This is a genomic window from Amycolatopsis sp. NBC_01480 (genome assembly GCF_036227205.1).
GTDB lineage: Bacteria > Actinomycetota > Actinomycetes > Mycobacteriales > Pseudonocardiaceae > Amycolatopsis.
In genome coordinates this window covers 7,944,366-7,961,527 of record NZ_CP109442.1, presented here as the reverse complement: position 1 = coordinate 7,961,527, position 17,162 = coordinate 7,944,366, and the positions used below count along the sequence as shown (strand labels likewise).

General features: G+C 69.0%; 17 protein-coding genes. 11 read left to right on the top strand and 6 right to left on the bottom strand.

Annotated elements, in window-relative coordinates; translation table 11 throughout:
- Nucleotides 1-42: 42 nt before the first annotated feature.
- A complete protein-coding gene (locus OG371_RS37450) occupies nt 43-300 on the bottom strand; it encodes a hypothetical protein (protein WP_329060707.1) in 258 nt (85 codons plus the stop codon).
- A 9-nt stretch (nt 301-309) separates the two neighbouring features.
- Here OG371_RS37450 and OG371_RS37445 point away from each other — a divergent pair, with 9 nt between their 5' ends.
- Nucleotides 310-654 (top strand): hypothetical protein, encoded by a 345-nt coding sequence (locus OG371_RS37445; protein ID WP_329060705.1) that lies wholly within the window; start codon nt 310-312, stop codon nt 652-654.
- Nucleotides 655-1,029: 375 nt separating this feature from the next.
- On the opposite strand, the gene OG371_RS37440 is transcribed toward OG371_RS37445, so the two are convergent.
- Together OG371_RS37440 and OG371_RS37435 are read right to left on the bottom strand one after the other, a co-directional pair.
- Nucleotides 1,030-1,731: a GH12 family glycosyl hydrolase domain-containing protein gene (locus tag OG371_RS37440; RefSeq protein WP_329060703.1), complete on the bottom strand. Its 702-nt coding sequence runs from the start codon at nt 1,729-1,731 to the stop codon at nt 1,030-1,032.
- A gap of 23 nt (nt 1,732-1,754) precedes the next feature.
- Complete coding sequence (locus OG371_RS37435; RefSeq protein ID WP_329060701.1) at nt 1,755-4,751, bottom strand: glycoside hydrolase family 3 C-terminal domain-containing protein; 2,997 nt, start codon at nt 4,749-4,751, stop codon at nt 1,755-1,757.
- 331 nt (nt 4,752-5,082) lie between these two features.
- Between OG371_RS37435 and OG371_RS37430 the strand changes: the two genes are divergently transcribed.
- The 5 genes from OG371_RS37430 (at nt 5,083) to OG371_RS37410 (ending at nt 11,179) form a co-directional block, all read left to right on the top strand.
- Nucleotides 5,083-6,090: a LacI family DNA-binding transcriptional regulator gene (locus tag OG371_RS37430; RefSeq protein WP_329060699.1), complete on the top strand. Its 1,008-nt coding sequence runs from the start codon at nt 5,083-5,085 to the stop codon at nt 6,088-6,090.
- A gap of 70 nt (nt 6,091-6,160) precedes the next feature.
- The gene (locus OG371_RS37425) at nt 6,161-7,381 is read left to right on the top strand and encodes a sugar ABC transporter substrate-binding protein (RefSeq protein WP_329073378.1); all 1,221 of its coding nucleotides are present in this window, start codon (nt 6,161-6,163) and stop codon (nt 7,379-7,381) included.
- Entirely contained in the window at nt 7,378-8,328 is a 951-nt protein-coding gene (locus OG371_RS37420; RefSeq protein WP_329060697.1) for a carbohydrate ABC transporter permease, read from the top strand. The genes OG371_RS37425 and OG371_RS37420 overlap by 4 nt, the downstream gene beginning before the upstream one ends.
- Nucleotides 8,325-9,149 carry a carbohydrate ABC transporter permease gene (locus OG371_RS37415; RefSeq protein ID WP_329060695.1) on the top strand — a complete coding sequence of 275 codons (825 nt, stop codon included), beginning with the start codon at nt 8,325-8,327 and terminating at the stop codon, nt 9,147-9,149. The genes OG371_RS37420 and OG371_RS37415 overlap by 4 nt, the downstream gene beginning before the upstream one ends.
- 29 nt (nt 9,150-9,178) lie before the next feature.
- A complete protein-coding gene (locus OG371_RS37410) occupies nt 9,179-11,179 on the top strand; it encodes a glycoside hydrolase family 31 protein (RefSeq protein ID WP_329060693.1) in 2,001 nt (666 codons plus the stop codon).
- Nucleotides 11,180-11,183: 4 nt separating this feature from the next.
- Here OG371_RS37410 and OG371_RS37405 read toward each other — a convergent pair whose 3' ends face one another.
- Together OG371_RS37405 and OG371_RS37400 are read right to left on the bottom strand one after the other, a co-directional pair.
- Nucleotides 11,184-11,594, bottom strand: coding sequence for a sugar phosphate isomerase/epimerase (locus OG371_RS37405; RefSeq protein WP_329060691.1), 411 nt, complete (start codon nt 11,592-11,594; stop codon nt 11,184-11,186).
- 262 nt (nt 11,595-11,856) lie between these two features.
- Entirely contained in the window at nt 11,857-12,498 is a 642-nt protein-coding gene (locus OG371_RS37400) for an endonuclease (protein WP_329060689.1), read from the bottom strand.
- Between the two features lie 112 nt (nt 12,499-12,610).
- On the opposite strand from OG371_RS37400, the gene OG371_RS37395 reads away from it, so the two are divergent.
- The 5 genes from OG371_RS37395 (at nt 12,611) to OG371_RS37375 (ending at nt 16,262) form a co-directional block, all read left to right on the top strand.
- Nucleotides 12,611-12,970 carry a VOC family protein gene (locus OG371_RS37395; RefSeq protein ID WP_329060687.1) on the top strand — a complete coding sequence of 120 codons (360 nt, stop codon included), beginning with the start codon at nt 12,611-12,613 and terminating at the stop codon, nt 12,968-12,970.
- Nucleotides 12,971-13,223: 253 nt separating this feature from the next.
- The gene (locus tag OG371_RS37390) at nt 13,224-13,673 is read left to right on the top strand and encodes a hypothetical protein (protein ID WP_329060685.1); all 450 of its coding nucleotides are present in this window, start codon (nt 13,224-13,226) and stop codon (nt 13,671-13,673) included.
- 72 nt (nt 13,674-13,745) lie between these two features.
- Nucleotides 13,746-14,669, top strand: a complete 924-nt coding sequence (gene ku, locus OG371_RS37385) for a non-homologous end joining protein Ku (RefSeq protein ID WP_329060683.1) — start codon at nt 13,746-13,748, stop codon at nt 14,667-14,669.
- Nucleotides 14,670-14,800: 131 nt separating this feature from the next.
- Nucleotides 14,801-15,598 (top strand): SDR family oxidoreductase, encoded by a 798-nt coding sequence (locus OG371_RS37380; protein ID WP_442876201.1) that lies wholly within the window; start codon nt 14,801-14,803, stop codon nt 15,596-15,598.
- On the top strand, nt 15,513-16,262 hold the full coding sequence (locus OG371_RS37375; protein WP_329060680.1) for a hypothetical protein: 750 nt from the start codon (nt 15,513-15,515) through the stop codon (nt 16,260-16,262). Before OG371_RS37380 ends, OG371_RS37375 begins: the two co-directional genes overlap by 86 nt.
- Here OG371_RS37375 and nrfD read toward each other — a convergent pair.
- Complete coding sequence (nrfD, locus tag OG371_RS37370; protein ID WP_329060678.1) at nt 16,256-17,146, bottom strand: NrfD/PsrC family molybdoenzyme membrane anchor subunit; 891 nt, start codon at nt 17,144-17,146, stop codon at nt 16,256-16,258. The two genes, OG371_RS37375 and nrfD, sit on opposite strands and share 7 nt — an antisense overlap.
- Nucleotides 17,147-17,162 lie beyond the last annotated feature (16 nt).

Below are 17,162 nucleotides of genomic sequence, written 5' to 3'. Positions count from 1 at the left end.
CGAGCTCGGCGACCAGCATGTCGAAGATGGGCGTGGCCGAACTCATTCGCGGTCCTGTCGCACGGTGACACCGGCCGGGCAGCGGTGGTCCGGACTCCCCACCGGACCGCCGGCCACGACCGGCTCCTCCCGGTCTGTTCCGGCCTCCGCCTCGGCCTGGAGATACGCCTGCCGCAGGCCCTTGCGCGCACGGCACGCCAGCGCGGCGACCCCGTTCGGCGACACGCCCAGCACCGGGGCCAGCTCGGCCGGAGTGCGACCCTCGGCGACCATGCTCCACAGCACTGTCCGCCAGCGCACGGGCAGGCTGTGGAACGCCGATCTGACCAGCTGGTCGGCCGAGCGCCGCAGCACCCGCTCGTCGCCGATGTCAAGACCGTCATCGCGCGCCAGCTGACCCAGTTGTTCGAGTACTACCTGCCGATATTCGGCATGGACACACACATCGCCGAAACAATCGCGTTCGGCGTGGTGGGCCTGGTCGACTCGAGTGCCGCACAATGGCTCGAAAACCCGCACGGCGTCACGAAAGTCGAGCTGGCAGGTCTGCTCGCCCGCTGGATCTGGCGAATCCTGGACGACACGCTCCGCGCCGGAGGCATCGAACTCGACCCGCACCGCCCCCTGCCACCGCCCGCGCTCGGCCCCGCCTGAAAGCAACCCCCACCATGGGTGCCCACCGCCGGCACGACCGGATCACCCCGACCGAACGCTCCAGCGACTCAAGCTCGCCTGGCCCGAATGTTTCGCCGCAGTACGCGGTCAGTCGTTCTGGCGTGGCCTCCCCCGCCGGGACCGGGAACACGTGAACGACACGGCGAGACTCGCCAACCGTGCCGGGCAACGGGCGCCCGATGATCAGGCGAACGCTCGTCGGGCGCCTCGCCGGGCGTGGTGATCGGAGGGAACGGGCGTGGTCGGGGCGCCGTCCGTTCCCGCCGACGGCGTGGTCCGGCCGTCCTGCTCAGGAATGAGCGTTGAGGCGGGCGCGGCGGCAGAACACGGTCCTCGCGAGGTGCCTTGGCGCAGTCAGGACGTCGTCACAGAGTAGCTGTTCACGGTGAACCGCTGGGTGGCGCTGCCGGTTCCGGAGATTTCGAAGCCGAACTGGACCCTGCCCAGTTTCGTGCTGCTGGAGAAGTAGCCGTTGCTCCCGAGCCATTTCCAGATGGCCAGGATGTCCACCGTGGCCGAGTTCGTCGCCGCAGTGATGAGGAACGAGAATACGGCGTTCGATCCGTTGCTGCCCTTGTAGACGTCCCAGGTGTGCCCGCCGACGCTCGCGGTGGTCTGCTTGCTGCCGATCGGGCCGACGTTGCCGGTCTTGTTCACCCACAGCATGATCTCGTAGGCGTTGGCCGAATCCCAGATGTCGTAGGCCGTTTCGTAGTCACCGGTACCGGGGCGGCTGACGTTGAAGCTGCTTTTGACACTGTTCAACGAACCCGCGGCCTTGTTGATGCCGGCCTTCTCGGAATTGGGATAGGACTTCACCCCGCTGGTGGCGGGCTGGTTCGAATCGACCCAGAAGTTGCTGTAGGAGTTGGCGTAGATCGTCTGGGCGCCGGCCCCGCTGCCCCATTCGTCGTTGTAGACGGTGTAGCCGCCGTTGGACCACGACCCGTATTTATCCGACGACGACCAGGTCGCGGCGAACGCTGCCTGCGCCGTCAACGCCGCCGTGACCAGCACCGCCGCCGCGGCGACGACCACGCGTATCGAGTTTTTCATTTCCCATTCCTTTCCGTGTACCGCTACTGCGTCAACTGGAACGAGTGAATGTTCGCCGTGCCATCGGTCACCAGGTAGACGTCGTGTGTTCCGGTTACCTTGCCCGCTGCGGCGGAAAAATCGGCGTAGGCGTACCTGGTGCCGGTGCCGGAAACCGGGACGGTGCCGAGTATCCGGCCACTCGTGGGGTTGTCCAGCCGCACGGTGATGCCGGTGGTGCCGGTGTCCGCTTTGGACGCCGAAACCGTGATCTTGCTGCCACACTGGGACAAGTCGGCGTTCGAGAACTTCAGCCAGCTCCCGGCCGACACCGCTGCCGAGGTGCCGGAGGTCTTGCTCTGGTCGGTCAGCGTGACGCCCTGGTAGTCGTCGAAGTTCTCGGCCAGTGTCAGCTTGCTCAGGTCGCGCGGTCCGACCTCCCGGCCGGCCACGAACACCGGGCCGGCTGGCTTGAGGTCGGTCGCGGAGCTGCCGACGGAGAAGTCGTACAGCCCGGTCTCCACCACGTCCCTGGCCAGGCTGGGCTCGTAGTTCGCCAGATCCGCGGCGTTGACCTGCAGCGTGACGGTTTTCGTCTGGTGCGGGGCGAGGGTGACCTTCTGGAACGCGCGGAGTTCCTTGAGGGGCTGCTGCGCTCGGGACGTGCGCAAGCTCGAGTAGAGCTGCACGACGTCCGAGCCCGCCCGTGCGCCGGTATTGGTGACGGCCACGCTCACGGTCACCTTGCCGTCCGCGGTCACGGCCCGCCGGTCGACCCGGATGTCGTGGTAACCGAACGAGGTGTAGCTCAGGCCATAGCCGAACGGGTAGAGCGGTTTGCCCTGGTAGTACTGATAGGTCATGCCGGTCTTGGCGATGTCGTAGTCGTTGATGCTCGGCAGTTTCGAAGCGTCGGCGTACCAGGTCTGGGTCAGCCGTCCGCTGGGGTTGTAGTCGCCGAAGAGCACATCGGCGACGGCATGCCCGGTTTCCTGCCCGGCGTGGGTGGTCCAGAGGATGCCGGGCGCGGACTCCTTGTCCCAGCCGGAGGTCGGGTAGCTGTTCTCCACCACGACGATGGTGTGCTTGTTGACCTTCTGCACGGCCTCGACGAGTTCCTTTTGGGCGGCGGCGAGGTCGGTGTTCGTGCGGTCGTCGGCTTCGCGGCCGTTGATGAACGGCATGCTGCCGACCACGACGACCGCGGTGTCGGCGCCGGTGGCCGCGGCCACCGCGCTGTCGACGCCGCTGGTCCTGACCTCGCGGGCGAAGTGCGTCGCGTGGGCGGCGTCCGGGGAGGCGATGGACAGGTTGCCCGCCGCGTCGACCACGGCGAACTTGTCGGGGCCGAACCACGACTCGCTGACTTCGTTGCCCGCGAACTCCAGCACGTAGCTGCCGTCGGGCTGCTGGTCGAGCTTGAGCTGCTGGTCGACGTACCAGCCGTTGGGCTGCACGGCGTTGTTGCTCAGGTTCCGGCCGTCGAGGGAGAGGAACTTGCCGTTGGACTCGGTCTTGAGGGTGGAGATCCCGTTGCCCCAGTCGTAGTCGTCGAGGGTCTCGTTCCTGCCCGCGGTCGTGCCACCCTGCATGAGAGGGGCACCGGCCGCGGCGGTCGACGCCGTCAGGTACTTGCCGGTCGCGAGGTTCTTCAGCGCGATCTGGTCGACGCCCTCGGCCGACGCCACGGTTCCGTTGGAGCCGAGTCGCTGCTGGATGCCTTGCAGGGGGGTGACTCCGTAGGGCAGCGAGCCGCTGTACCAGTCGGTGTAGAGAGTGTTGGACAGCGGGCCGACGACGGCGACCTTCTTGTCCGTCGACGCGTCGAGCGGCAGCGCGTTGTTGTCGTTGCGCAGCAGCACGGCCTGCTCGTCGGCGGCTCGGCGCGCGAGTGCCTGATGGGCGGGCGAGTTGATCACCGCGGGGGTGATGTGCCCGTAGGGATTGCGGCCCGGCGGGTCGAACTCGCCGAGACGGAAGCGGAGCGAGAGCAAGTGCCCGACGGCCCTGTCGAGGGTGGCTTTCGTCAACAGCCCCTGATCGAGCGCGGCCTGCACGGCCGCGTTGGTGATCGAGCCGTCCGTGTTGTTGTCGGTGAAGCTGTCGACCCCGGCGTTGAGCTGGGCGGCGGCGGCCTGGGCGGCGGTCTGGTAGTAGGCCTCGGAACCGGTCAGGTTCGAGGGCGCGCCGGCGTCGGTCACGACGGCGATGTCCTGCGGGGCCCACTTGCGCACGACGGTGTTGAGGTCCGAACTGACGGTGTCGGGCCGGCCGTTGACCAGGTTGTACGAAGGCATGACGGCGTTCGCGGCGCCGGCCCGCAGCGCCGGTTCGAACGCCTGCTGGTCGTAGTCGTGCAGGATCTTCGGCGGGACCGAGGAGTTGCTGATCGTGCGGTCGGTCTCGTTGTTGTAGGCGAGGTAGTGCTTGAGGGTGGGGGCGGCCTGCAGGTAGTGCGGGTCGTCGCCCTGGATGCCTTTGCCGTAGGCGGTGGAGATCTGCCCGGTCAGGTACGGGTCCTCCGAGTAGCCCTCCTCGTTGCGGCCCCAGCGCGGGTCACGCAGCAGGTTGACCACCGGCGCCCAGAGGTTCAGGCCCCAGACGGCAGGGTTTTCGGCGTTGAACCCGCGGGCTTCCTGTCCGACGGCGGTGCCGACCTGCCTGATCAGCGCCGGGTCCCAGGTACTGCCCAGGCCGATGGCCTGCGGAAACACTGTGCCGTTGGCGTAATCGACGGCGCCCTGGTTGTTGTAGTCGGTCGACCAGGCGACGCCGTGCAGCGCTTCGGTGCCGGTTTTGAACATCGCGATGCCGAGCCGCGGGATGGCCGGTTCGTACTGGTGGGTCAGCGAAATCTCTTCGGGCAGGGTGAGCCGGGAGAGCAGGTCCGAGATCCGTTCGCTCAGCGGCAGGCTCGGGTCGCGAAACGGCAGCGGGGCGGCCGGCGCGGTGCCCGCCGCCACGGGCAGGGCCAGCAGCGCGGCCAGCGCGGCGATCACCCCGCGTGCGCACCGCGTTCGCCAGGCAGCAGATCTGCGCATGTGAACCGCCTCCAAGGATGTCGCGTTGTCGAAGCGCTTCGACGCCGTCGCCGATACCGCGGCAAGGACTATTGCAGCCGGATTACGAGCTGGTCAACCAGCAGATCACCGACCTTGATCGATAACGGACATCAGTCGGGTTCAAGCATCTGACCTGCGAACCTCTGCCGACAATAGCCCCTATCAGGCCATTCGATGAATTCGACAATCGGCGTTCGACGGCGAATTCGAATCGAATACGCGCAAGCAGGTTTTCGGTCTTGTGTTTCGCCGACATGTCACTTAGCTTCTCCATCATCGATGCGCTTCGACGCGAGCGAGGAGGCCCGCCGTGGTGACCATCACCGACGTCGCGAACGCCGCCGGCGTGGCCCCCAGCACCGTCTCGTACGTGATCAGCGGCAAACGGTCGATCTCCCCGGAGACCCGGCGCCTGGTCGAACAGAGCATCCGCAAGCTCGGCTACCACCCCCATGCCGGCGCCCGGGCGCTCGCCAGCAGCAAGACCAATGTCCTGGCGCTGGTCGTGCCGCTGCGCACCGACCTGAACGTCGCGGTCGTCATGCAGTTCGTGGCCTCGGTGGTCACCGCCGCCCGCGCCCACGACTACGACCTGCTCCTGCTGACCAAGGACGAGGGGCCGGCCGCGCTGCAACGGGTCGCGTCGTCCGCCATCGCCGACGCGCTCATCGTGATGGACGTCGAAGCCGACGATCCCCGGGTGCCGATGCTGCTCGCGCTGGACCGCCCAGTCGTCCTCATCGGCGCACCGGACGAGCCGGCCGGCCTCACGTGCGTCGACCTCGACTTCGCCGCCGCCGGCGCGCGATGCGTGAACCACCTCGCCGACCTCGGCCACCGGTCGATCGCGCTGGTCGGGCCTTCCCCCGCGGTCTATCAGCGCCGCACCAGCTACGCCGGCCGGTTCCTGCGCGGCTTCACCGAAGCGGCACAGGCGCGGCGAGTGAGCGCCACGTCGCACTCCTGCGCGCATTCCTACGAAGCGGTCAGCTCCTGCCTCGACGAGCTGTTCGCCGGAGACCCCGGCATCACCGGCCTCGTCGTGCACAACGAGGCCGTGCTCCCGGCGTTGCTCTCCGATCTGCGCCATCGCGGCCGCCGGGTGCCCGAAGACCTCTCGGTGGTCGCGATCTGTCCCGAGAGCATGGCCGAAAACCACGCCGTCTCCCTGACCACGGTCGCCATTCCCGCGGCCGAAGTCGGGGAGCTGGCGGTCGAGATGACCATCCGGCACCTGGGCGGCCAGGTCGCCGGGGAGGTCCGGCTGCTGTCCCCGCAGCTGACCCAGCGGTCCAGCAGCGCCGCGCCCCCGAACTGAGCTTCGCCCGAACACAGGAGGAAAGGCCATGTCCAAGAACAAGCGGCTCCCCCGCGCCCGCGGGCGGGTGATGACCGGGATCGGCGTGACCACCACGGTCCTGCTCGCGGCGGCGTGCTCCCCCAGTCCCGCGCCCGGCTCCGGCGGGACCGGTCCGGCCTCCGCCGCGACCTCGATCACGGAACTCGACTACTACGCGGACGCGCAGGGAACGGCGGCGTGGCAGAAGATCCTCGACACCTGCGCGCAGCAGACCGGCGTCAAAATCGCGCGCCAGAGCATCCCCACCGCGCAGATGCTGCCGAAGATCCTGCAGGGCGCCGGTTCCAAGACGCTGCCCGATCTGCTCTTCACCGACAACCCGACCCTGCAGCAGATCGCCGGCACCGGCGCGCTGACGCCGTTGACCGACTACGGCATCTCCACGGACGGCTACTACCCCGGCATCATCAAGGCCGGCACCTACCAGGACAAGGTGTACGGCCTGGCGCCCGGCGTCAACGGACTCGCCCTGATCTACAACAAGGACCTGCTGTCCGCGGCTGGGATCGAGCCGCCGAAGACCTGGGACGATCTCAAGGCCGCGGCCGCGAAGCTGAGCGCGAACGGCAAGTACGGCCTCGCGTTCTCGGCGATCCCGTCCGAGGAGGGCACCTGGCAGTTCCTGCCGTTCTTCTGGAGCAACGGCGGCGATCTGTCCCATGTGGACTCTCCACCGGCCGTCCAGGCACTGCAGTATGTCAGCGACCTCGTGTCGGGTGGAGCGGCGTCGAAGTCCGTGCTGAACTGGAGCCAGAACGACGTCGCGGACCAGTTCGTCGCCGGCAACGCGGCCATGATGATCAACGGTTCGTGGAACCTGGCCCGGCTCGACGCCGAGAAGTCGCTGCACTACGGCGTCGTCCCGATCCCCGCCCCACAGGCCGGCGGTAAGCCCACGGTCGCGCTCGGCGGCGAGGTCGGCGCCATCCCGGCCACCGGCGACGGCACGCAGAAGGCCGCCGGAAAGGTCCTGTCCTGCATCCTGTCCGACCCGACCATGCTCGAGTGGAGCAAGGCACACGCCTACGTCCCGTCCAAGGCGGCCGTCGCCGCCGAGTTCGGGAAGCAGGACCCGGAGATGCAGCCCTTCATCGACGAGGTCGGCACCGCGAAGTCCCGCACGGCCGACCTCGGGGAGAAGTACCCGAAGGTCTCCGAAGCGCTGGCGACCGCGATCCAATCCGCGATCACCGGCCAGAAGTCCCCGGCGCAGGCCCTGCAGACCGCCCAGCAGGCCGGCGGATCATGACGTTGACCGCGACCAGGCCGGCCGGCCGGCCCCCCGCCCCCGCCCGGCCGCGACGGAGCGCCCCGTCGCGGCTGACGGGCCTGGCCTTCCTGCTCCCCGCGCTGCTCTACGTGCTGGTGTTCTTCGGGTACCCGCTCATCAGCAACCTCGTGATGAGCACCCAGAACTACACCGTCCGCTCGTTCTACACCGGGCAGGCGCCGTTCGTCGGGCTGGACAACTACGCGGCCGTGTTCCGCAACCCGGTGTTCGGCACCGCGGTCCTGAACACCGTGCTGTTCACCGTCGGGTCCATCGTGTTCCAGTTCGCGATCGGGCTCGGGCTGGCGATGTTCTTCAACGGCCGTTTCCTCGGCAGCGCGACGCTGCGCTCACTGCTCCTGCTGCCGTGGCTGCTGCCCTTGGTGGTCAGCGGCGCGGTGTGGCGGTGGATGCTCGACCAGGACCACGGGATCATCAACGCCGCACTGCGCGCGGTACACCTGGCCAGCGGGCCGGCGCCGTGGCTCACCAGCACCGGCTGGGCGCTGCCCGCGGTCATCCTCACCAACATCTGGATCGGGGTGCCGTTCAACCTGGTGATCCTGCACGGCGGCCTGCGGGCCATCCCCGAAAACCTCTACGAGGCCGCGGCTCTCGACGGTGCGAACGCCTGGCAGCGCTTCCGGCACGTGACCTGGCCGCTGCTGCGGCCGGTGACCGGCATCGTGCTCATGCTCGGGCTGGTCTACACGATCAAGGTGTTCGACGTGATCATGGTCGTCACCGGCGGCGGGCCGGCCAACGCCACACAGACGCTCACCACGATGTCGTACGGGCTTTCGTTCCACGACTTCGCCTTCGGCCAGGGCGCCGCGGTCGGCAACATCCTGATCGTCCTCGCGACGGTCTTCGGCCTGGTCTACCTGCGCTCGGCGCGGGCCTCACTGGCGGAGACGGCCTCATGAGCACGCGCACCGGAAGCAGCCGGGCCCGCACCGCGATCGGCGTGGTGATCGTGGTGGTGCTGCTGTTCCCGCTGTACTGGATGGTCAACGCCTCACTACAGCCCAGCGGCGCACTGCTCAAACCCGCACCGGACCTGTTCCCGCTGCACGGCACCCTCGACGGCTACCGCACCGCGCTCACCACCCAGCTCGGCCACCTGGGGTCGAGCCTGATCGTGTCGCTCGGCACGGTCGTGGTGTCGCTCGCGATCGCGATGCCCGCGTCGTACGCCCTGGCGCAGCTCAGGGTCCGAGGCGGGCCGCTGATCCTGTTCGTGCTGCTGATCGTGCAGATGATTCCCGGCATCGTGATGGCCAACGCGCTCTACACGGTGTTCTCCAACCTCGGGCTCGTCGACAGCTACTTCGGGCTCGTCCTCGCGGACTCCACGGCCACGATCCCGTTCGCGATCCTGCTGCTGCGGGCGTTCATGATCTCGATCCCCCGGGATCTCTCCGAAGCGGCGCGAGTGGACGGTGCCGGCCACTGGCGGACGTTCGTGTCGATCATCGTGCCGGTCAGCCGGAACGCGATGGTCACCGCCGGTTTGTTCTCGTTCCTGTTCGCGTGGGCCGACTTCCTCTTCGCGATCACCCTGACCACCGGGCAGGGCTTCGCGCCGGTGACCGTCGGCATCTACCGGTTCCTCGGCAACCAGTCCGCGGACTGGAACGGGATCATGGCCACCGCCACTCTCGCGTCCGTTCCCGCGGCGATCCTCCTGGTCATCGCCCAGCGCTACGTCGTCGCGGGCCTCACCAGCGGTGCCGTCAAAGACTGATCCCCCACTGACATCCTGGAGCACAACAGATGATCACCCTCAGCGAGGACGGCCGCACCGTAGAGGTGACCGTTCGCCAGGAAGTACTGCGCATCGAGCCCTGGGGTCCGGACAGCCTCCGTGTCCGGGCCGGGCAGCACACCATCCTCGACGACGTGCCCGGGGCGCTGATCCCGCAGAAGCCCAGCCCGGCCGGAGCCGTCGTCAACGCCGACAGCGCGAGCGTCACCAACGGGTCCCTCACCGCGATGGTGGAGTTGCTGGAGACCGACACCGGCGTCGATCCGCTCGTCCGTTTCGTGCGCACCGACACCGGCGCCGAGCTCCTTTCCGAGCAGCGGGCCCATTTCTGGTGGCCGGGCGCGCGCCAGTTCGTCTCGGCCGGTAACGGCTACGGCCGGCTGGAGCAGCGATTCAGCGCCTACGAAGGCGAGCGGCTCTACGGCCTCGGTCAGCACACGCACGGACGGCTCGACCAGAAGGGCCTCGTGCTCGACCTCGTCCAGCGCAACGCCGAAGTGTCGATCCCGTTCCTGCTGTCCGACCGCGGCTACGGCTTCCTCTGGAACATCCCCGCGGTCGGCCGGGTCGAGCTGGCCGACAACGGCACCCGCTGGGTGGCTGACAGCGCGAGGCAGATCGACTACTGGATCACCACCGGCGAGAACCCCGCCGCGATCCTGTCGCACTACGCCGACGCCACCGGGCACGCCCCGATGCTGCCCGAATGGGCCACGGGCTTCTGGCAGTCCAAACTTCGCTACCGGAGTCAGGAAGAGCTCCTCGACGTCGCGCGCGAGTACCAGCGCCGCGGACTCCCCCTGTCGGTGATCGTCGCCGACTTCTTCCACTGGACCCACCTCGGCGACTGGCGGTTCGACCCGGCCGAATGGCCCGACCCCGAAGCGATGACCGCCGAACTCGCCGAACTCGGCGTCAAGCTCATGATCTCGGTCTGGCCCACGGTCAGCCCGTTGTCGGAGAACTACCCGAAGATGCTCGAAGACGGCCTGCTCGTCGGCACCGAACACGGCGTTCCCCACCACGCCCCTTGGCGCGACAAGGGATTCGACGTCGAAATGCCGGTCGCGTTCTACGACGCCACCGACCCCGAAGCCCGGAAGTTCATCTGGGACAAGGTAAAACAGAACTACTACGACAAGGGCGCCCGCGTCTGGTGGCTCGACGGCTGCGAGCCGGAGATCCAGCCCGGACACCCGCAGAACCTCCGCTTCCACCTCGGCGCGGGCGCCGAGGTCTTCAACATGTACCCGATGAAACACGCCCAGGCCTTCCACGAGGGCATGCTGGCCGCGGGCGACGACGAGATCGTCCTGCTGGCCCGGTCGGCCTGGGCCGGCAGCCAGCGCTACGGCGCCGCCCTGTGGTCGGGCGACATCTCGCCGACCTGGGAATCGCTGCGGGCGCAGGTCAAAGCGGGGCTGAACGTGGCCGTCTCCGGGATCCCCTGGTGGACCACCGACATCGGCGGGTTCCACGGCGGCGACCCCGAATCCCCGCAGTACCGGGAACTGATGGTTCGCTGGTTCCAGTACGGCGTGTTCTGCCCGCTGTTGCGGCTGCACGGCTTCCGCGACCGGCGGACGGCGTTCGGCCCGGAGATGACCGGCGGCCCGAACGAAGCGTGGTCCTACGGTGAGGCTGCCTTCGAGCTGATCGAGCAGTCACTCAGAATGCGCGAACGCCTGCGCCCCTACCTCCTACGGCAGATGCGGGTCGCCCACGAACAAGGCATCCCCCCGATGCGGCCGCTGTTCGTCGACTTCCCGGAAGACGACGCCGCCTGGGAAACCGACGACGAATTCCTCCTCGGCCCGGACGTCCTGGTCGCCCCCGTGCTCCACGCCGGCGTCACCAGCCGCGAGGTCTACCTGCCGCTCGGCTCGGCATGGGTCGACGTCGCCACCGGACAACGCCACGCCGGAGGCACCCGCTTACGAGCCGACACGCCCATCAGCACCATCCCGGTGTTCCTCCGCGAAGGAGCAGACGTCCCGCTACGCCTGTGACCGGCTATCGCGAGACGGGCCCGGCCGGCCTTACCCGGCGCTCTTTCGTCACTCGGTCGAGCATGAACTTCGAGGACTCGACGGCCCGCTCTTCCCAGGCGAAGACGCAGACGGTGGCTACGCCGTCGAACCCGGTATCGCGCAGGGTTCCGAAGAAGGCGTCCCAGTCGACTTCACCCTGGCCGATGTCGAGGTGCTGGTGAATGCGCGCCGGCGTCCCTGGCGGGTTCATGATGTAACGCAGGCCCGAAGAACCCTTATGGTTGAACGAATCCGCGATGTGCAGGTGCGCCAGTTCGGCGCCCGCGCTGCAGCGCCTCGCCGACCCGGCGGCGGGCCTCGTCGCGGCAACATCAATCCGCTCCCGCGATCCGACATCTTCCTCGCCTTCGACAGCGTCGACAACGCCTGCCAAACCCCGTTCGCGGCGCCCCCGTCCGGCCGGGCTACACCGCCGCCCGCGATCACACACCGGCAGGCAGGTAGCGGCGGAGGGCACGCGTCTTGCCGACAGGACAACTCCTGACTCGACTGTGAAACCGACCCGCCATGGCCGGCTGTGTACGGCGCGACGCGACCGCCACCGGCTCGCCACCCGGCACCGCGAGATCCGCGGTCTCGCCGCGGCCGTGGTCGACGACATCGCGCCTGCCGGCCAGGACTCCCAGCGCCGTGGGTCAGGCACCGGTGACGTCCCGGGCCAGCTCCCGGTCGAGCGCGACCCGCACGAGCGCGGCCGCGAGCAAGGCGGTGTCCTCATCCTCGACCAGCCGGGCGAGCTTGACGGCGTCCTGAGGAAGCCCCACCCGTTTCGCGCCGTCCAAAGCCTTCTTGTCCAGATACGGCCGCAACTCCGGCCAGACGACCTGAGCCTCCCGGCAGAAGATGTCGGCCCCGACCGGCCCGACCCGGGAGAATTTCCGCAGCCGCCTGCCGATCTCGTCCCGGTCTCGGCCGGCTTCCTCTCGGAGCTTGCGCAGGTCCCCGGAATATTGCTCCAACAGCATCTCCGCGCCGGAGCCCAGTGCCGTCGCCGTCTGCTCGTCATAGCGTTTGTAGTGCGCACGGCCCAGCGCGTCGACCCGGTCCTGCCAGCTCGCCTCCCCCATCGCCCGCGGTGTGGTCAGCTTGCCGGCCGCCAGCTCCTTCGCCGCAGTCACGGCGATGCCCGAACTGATCCGGGTCGAGAGCAGCGTCGAGAGCACGAGCAGCCGGTACAGAGGCGACGGCTTGTCGGCGAGCCTGATTCCAGCTTCGGCGGCGTAGGTCGGGCCGGCCCGCTCCAGCAAACGTCGGACGATCGTCTTCTCACCGGACATGCTCCGTGCCCCTTTCGCGCTGTGTATGGCTTCTCACTCCGGCTACCCGACGGGAGCGCCGACAAACAGGCTTCGCCCGGCGTCCCGGAGGTGACGCTGTCATGGTGAAGGGATGACTACCCGGATGATCGCCGTCGCGTTCGACTGTCGGCAACCCGACGCCCTTGCCGAATTCTGGCGGGAGTCGTTGGACTATCAGCAGACCGAACGCTGGACCGACAACCACGGCGTGACTTATGTCGAGGTGAAATCGCCCGGCCGGCCCTCGTTGCTGTTCCAGCCGGTACCGGAAGTCAAGCAGGTCAAGAACCGGCTCCACCTGGACATCGCGCCCACCTCGATCGAGCAGCGCGACGAAGTCGAGCGGCTCGTCACGCTCGGCGCGAAATTGGTCGACGAAGCCGAGGGAGACCGCTGGATCGTCCTCGCCGACCCGGAGGACAACGAATTCTGCGTACTCCCCCGCCGCTGACCAGGCGGCGCACTACCGTCCGGCGACGCCGAGCGCCCGCAGGCGTCCGAGTTGTGGCGCGACCACGTGCTTCGGGTCCTTGGCCGGCAGCCCGGCCGCCAAGTACGCCGCCCCCGCCGCTCGGTTACGGCGCGCTACCAGCGACAGCCCCGCACCCTCCGCCGTCCGAGCACGAGCCGCCTTGAGGAGCCTGCCTGCCCTGCCGGTGGTGGGACAGGGGCTCCGACTCAACGCCCAGCCCGGTCTCCACGTGATGCTTCGCGGCGAGTCCCATAGCCATGCCGATCAGGCCGAGTCAGTCAGCCTCGGATTCGACCTGGTGCGCGACACGGTGCGGCTCAGCGAACGCCAGCGCGCGGATAGTCAGGTTGCCCGCCGCACCGGCGACGGCGACGGCACGGGCGACGGTTCGCTCGCGGGCGTTCGGATCGGCGTGCCGGGCTGGGCTTTCAAGGCGGGCACCGGCGACTTGCTGGACGAGGACGACCTGCGCGTGGACCCGTTGGAAGCCGGTGTCGAACCGGCCGAACAGCTGAGCCCGGCGAGCCGATACGGCACAACGCCGGCCGAGTTGCGCGAAGGCGAGCCGGTCGAGCCCGTCGCCCCGCCGGAGAGCGTGCCGGACCGCCGAGCGAACCCGGATCCAGGCGAACAGGCCGACGAAGCGGGCGGCTCGGTCGCGGACGCCCTGCGCGACGGGTGACGGGACCGGCCCGAACGCCGTGTGACGGCACCCGGCACCGGGTACTCACCGGTCAGCGAAGGGAGTAGCGGGATGCGTCCGGTCTGGCAGGGATCTCTGGCCTTCGGCCTGGTCAGCGTGCCAGTGCGGTTGTACAAGGCCGTTGACGACCACACCGTGCACTTCACCCAGTTCCAGCAGGGCACGCAGGACCGCATCCGGTACCGCCGGGTCAATGAGCGGACTGGCGACGAGGTGCCCTACCAGGAGATCGTCAAAGGCTACGAGCTCGAAGACGGCGAGTACGTCCTGATCGAGCAGCAGGAACTCGACGAGGCGGCGCCCGGCCGGTCGCGTTCGCTCGAAGTCGAACGCTTCGTCGACCTGGCGGAAGTCGACCCGATCTACTTCGACCGCACGTATTGGCTCGCACCGGCCAAAGAGGACGCCGAGCGGCCGTACGTGCTGCTCGTCAAAGCCCTCGGCCAGCGGGACAAGGCCGCGGTCGCGAAATTCGCCCTGCACGGCCGTGAACACCTCGCGCTCGTCCGGTCCGGGAAGGGCGTCCTGGTGCTCAATACCCTGCATTTCGCGGCGGACGTGCGTGACCCGGCGAAGGAGGTCCCCCTGCTCCCCGCGGACGCCAAGACGAGCGGGAAGGAGATCGACATGGCTGTCCGGCTCATCGACGCGATGACCGAGCGGTGGCGGCCGCAGGAGTACCACGACACCTACAACGAACGGGTCCGCGACCTCATCGACGCCAAGAAGGCCGGTGGGACGGTGACGCCGGCAGCGGAACCGGAAGAGGACACGAAGGTCGTCGACCTGTTCGAAGCCTTGTCCAAGAGCTTGCGCGACCGGGACGGGCGGCGAGGCCGGTCCACGAAGCGCGGGACACCGGACCTCGCCGGGCTGTCCAAGGCCCAGCTGCAGAAGCTGGCCAAGGACCGTGACCTCAAGGGCCGCTCGAAGATGACGCGCGACGACCTGGAGGCAGCGTTGAAGGCCTCCTGAGTCACCGTCCGTGCGAAGCACCCCCGGCAGCGCGAACGCCGCCGCTCGCACAGTACCCACCCGACCAAGGAGCGATCGTGACACAGCAGCAACCACCGCAGCAGCAGGAGCCGCCCGGGACGACCGCGCGGATGGACCCCCGGCCGCGGGACACCATGGAGGACTACGAGGGCCGCGGGTTGCTCGAGGGGAAACGTGCGCTGATCACCGGCGGTGATTCCGGAATCGGGCGCGCGACCGCGATCGCCTTCGCCAAGGAGGGCGCGAACGTCGCCATCGCGTACCTCGACGAGCACGAGGACGCCGAGCACACCCGGGAAAAGGTGACGGCCGCGGGCGGGAAATGCGTGCTGCTGCCGGGTGATCTCGGCAAGCCGCGGCACTGCGCGGAGGTCGTCGCCGACGCGGTGCGGTACCTCGGCGGGCTGGACCTGCTGGTGAACAACGCGGCGACCCAGTGGCCGGTCGATCGGCCCGAGGATCTCAGTGAAGAGCAGTGGCTCCACACCTTCGACGTGAACATGCACAGCTACTTCCGGGTGACCCAGGCCGCGCTCCCCCACCTCGGCGAGGGCGCCGCGATCGTGAACACCGGTTCGGTGAACGGCTTGCGCGGCAACAAGACCCTGATCGACTACTCGGCGACCAAGGGCGCCATCCACGCCTGGACGTACGCCATGGCACAGGCACTGGCCGGCCGCGGGGTGCGGATCAACTGCGTGGCGCCGGGTCCGGTGTGGACACCGCTGATCCCCTCGACCTTCCCACCGGAGAAGGTGGAGAAGTTCGGCTCGCAAGCGCCCTTCGAACGAGCCGCGCATCCCGACGACCTGGCACCGTCCTATGTGTTCCTCGCCGCCAACCGGCTTTCTTCGTACTACAGCGGCGAGATCATCGCACCGCTCGGCGGCGAGACCCTGCCAGGCTAGGACGAAGGGGAGCGAACCCGGTGCGCCGGACAGGAGAAAGGAGTCTTCAGCCCGCCGCGCCACCGAGCTGCTCGACCGCCCGCCCGCCGAGCTGAACCTGCTGGTGGCCCACCTCTCCGGTGGCTGCTCGGTGACCGCGGTTGCGGGCGGGCGCAGCGTCGACACCTCCATGGGCTTCACCCCGCTGGAAGGCACGATGATGGCCAAGCGGTCCGGCACCGCCGACCCCGGGACGCTGCTGTGGCTGCTGCGCGAAGGCCACCTGGACGCCGCAGAGCTGGAAGACGGCCTCTACCACCGCTCCGGGCTGCTGGGCCTTTCCGGCACCTCGGACGACACCCGCGACCTCGTGCGCGACGACGGTGAACAGGCCCGCTTCGCCCTCGCGGTCTTCGAGCACCGCGCGCGCCGCGAACTCGCGGCCATGGCGGCGAGCCTCGACCGCGTGGACGCCCTCGTCTTCACCGGTGACATCGGCTGGGACCAGCCGGAAGTCGCCGAGGCCATCGCGGACGGCCTCGGCGTGCTCGGCATCCACGGCGGCCTGGCCACCGGCCGTGAGCACGACGCCGTGATCAGCCCCGCCGACGCGGCAGTCCCGGTACTGGCGATCGAATCCCGTGAGGAGCTGGCCCTGGCCCGAGCGGCGATCGAGGCTCACTGACCGTCGAGACGGGCGCGTTGCGGCACCACGACGTACTTCGGGTCGCGAGCCGACTCCACGCCGGCCTGGTACACGCCGAACCGGGTGCACAGCCCGGCCGCCAGGTACGCGGCCCCGCTCGCCACGGCAGCGGCCTTGCTCCGCCGGGCGGCCAGTGACAGCCCGGCAGCCGTGACGGTCAGCCCGCGGGCGGCCTTGAGGAGCTTGCCCGCGCGGCCGGTGCGGTAAGGCTCGGACACGAGGCCGAGGCTGTGCTCCAGCTGGTGCGCGGCCACGAGTTCCGCCGCCGCGCCGGCCAGCGCGGCCCGCACGACCGGCCCGGTCTCGGCTTTCGGCGCCGCGATCAGCGAGATCCCCGCGCCACTGGTCACCGCGCTGCCCGCGAACAGCACCGGCAGCAGGCGCCGGCCCTCGTGCCACGACGGCGTGGCGGTGTCGGCCAGCAGCACGGCGGTGTAGGTGCACATCGCCGGTCCGGCCACGCCCGCCGCGATTCCGGCGAGTGTGCCGATCGGCTTCAGCAGCCCGGTTTCGGCGGATCCCGCGGCCACCGACGCCAGGCCCGAGAACGGTGCGAGGATCCATGAGCCCACCGAGAGCGGCGAGGTCGGCTTCAGCACCCGCAGCATGTGCAGGAACCGCGTCGGCCGCCCCAGGTCGTGGATCAGCGCCACCACACTCGCCACCGCGCCGCCGGCCGCCGCCAGCCGCCCGACGCGCGCCAGCCCGGGGCGCCTGGTCAGGTCCGCCAGCACCGAGATCGACGCCGAAGAGCCGGCCATGCCGCCCAGGAACAGGTACAGCGGCACGTCGGGCTGCTTCCACGCCGGCTCCTTGAGAATCGGCCGGCCGTAGTAAGAGGTGAACTCGGCCGGCGCGACCATCGGCCGGTCTCCACGG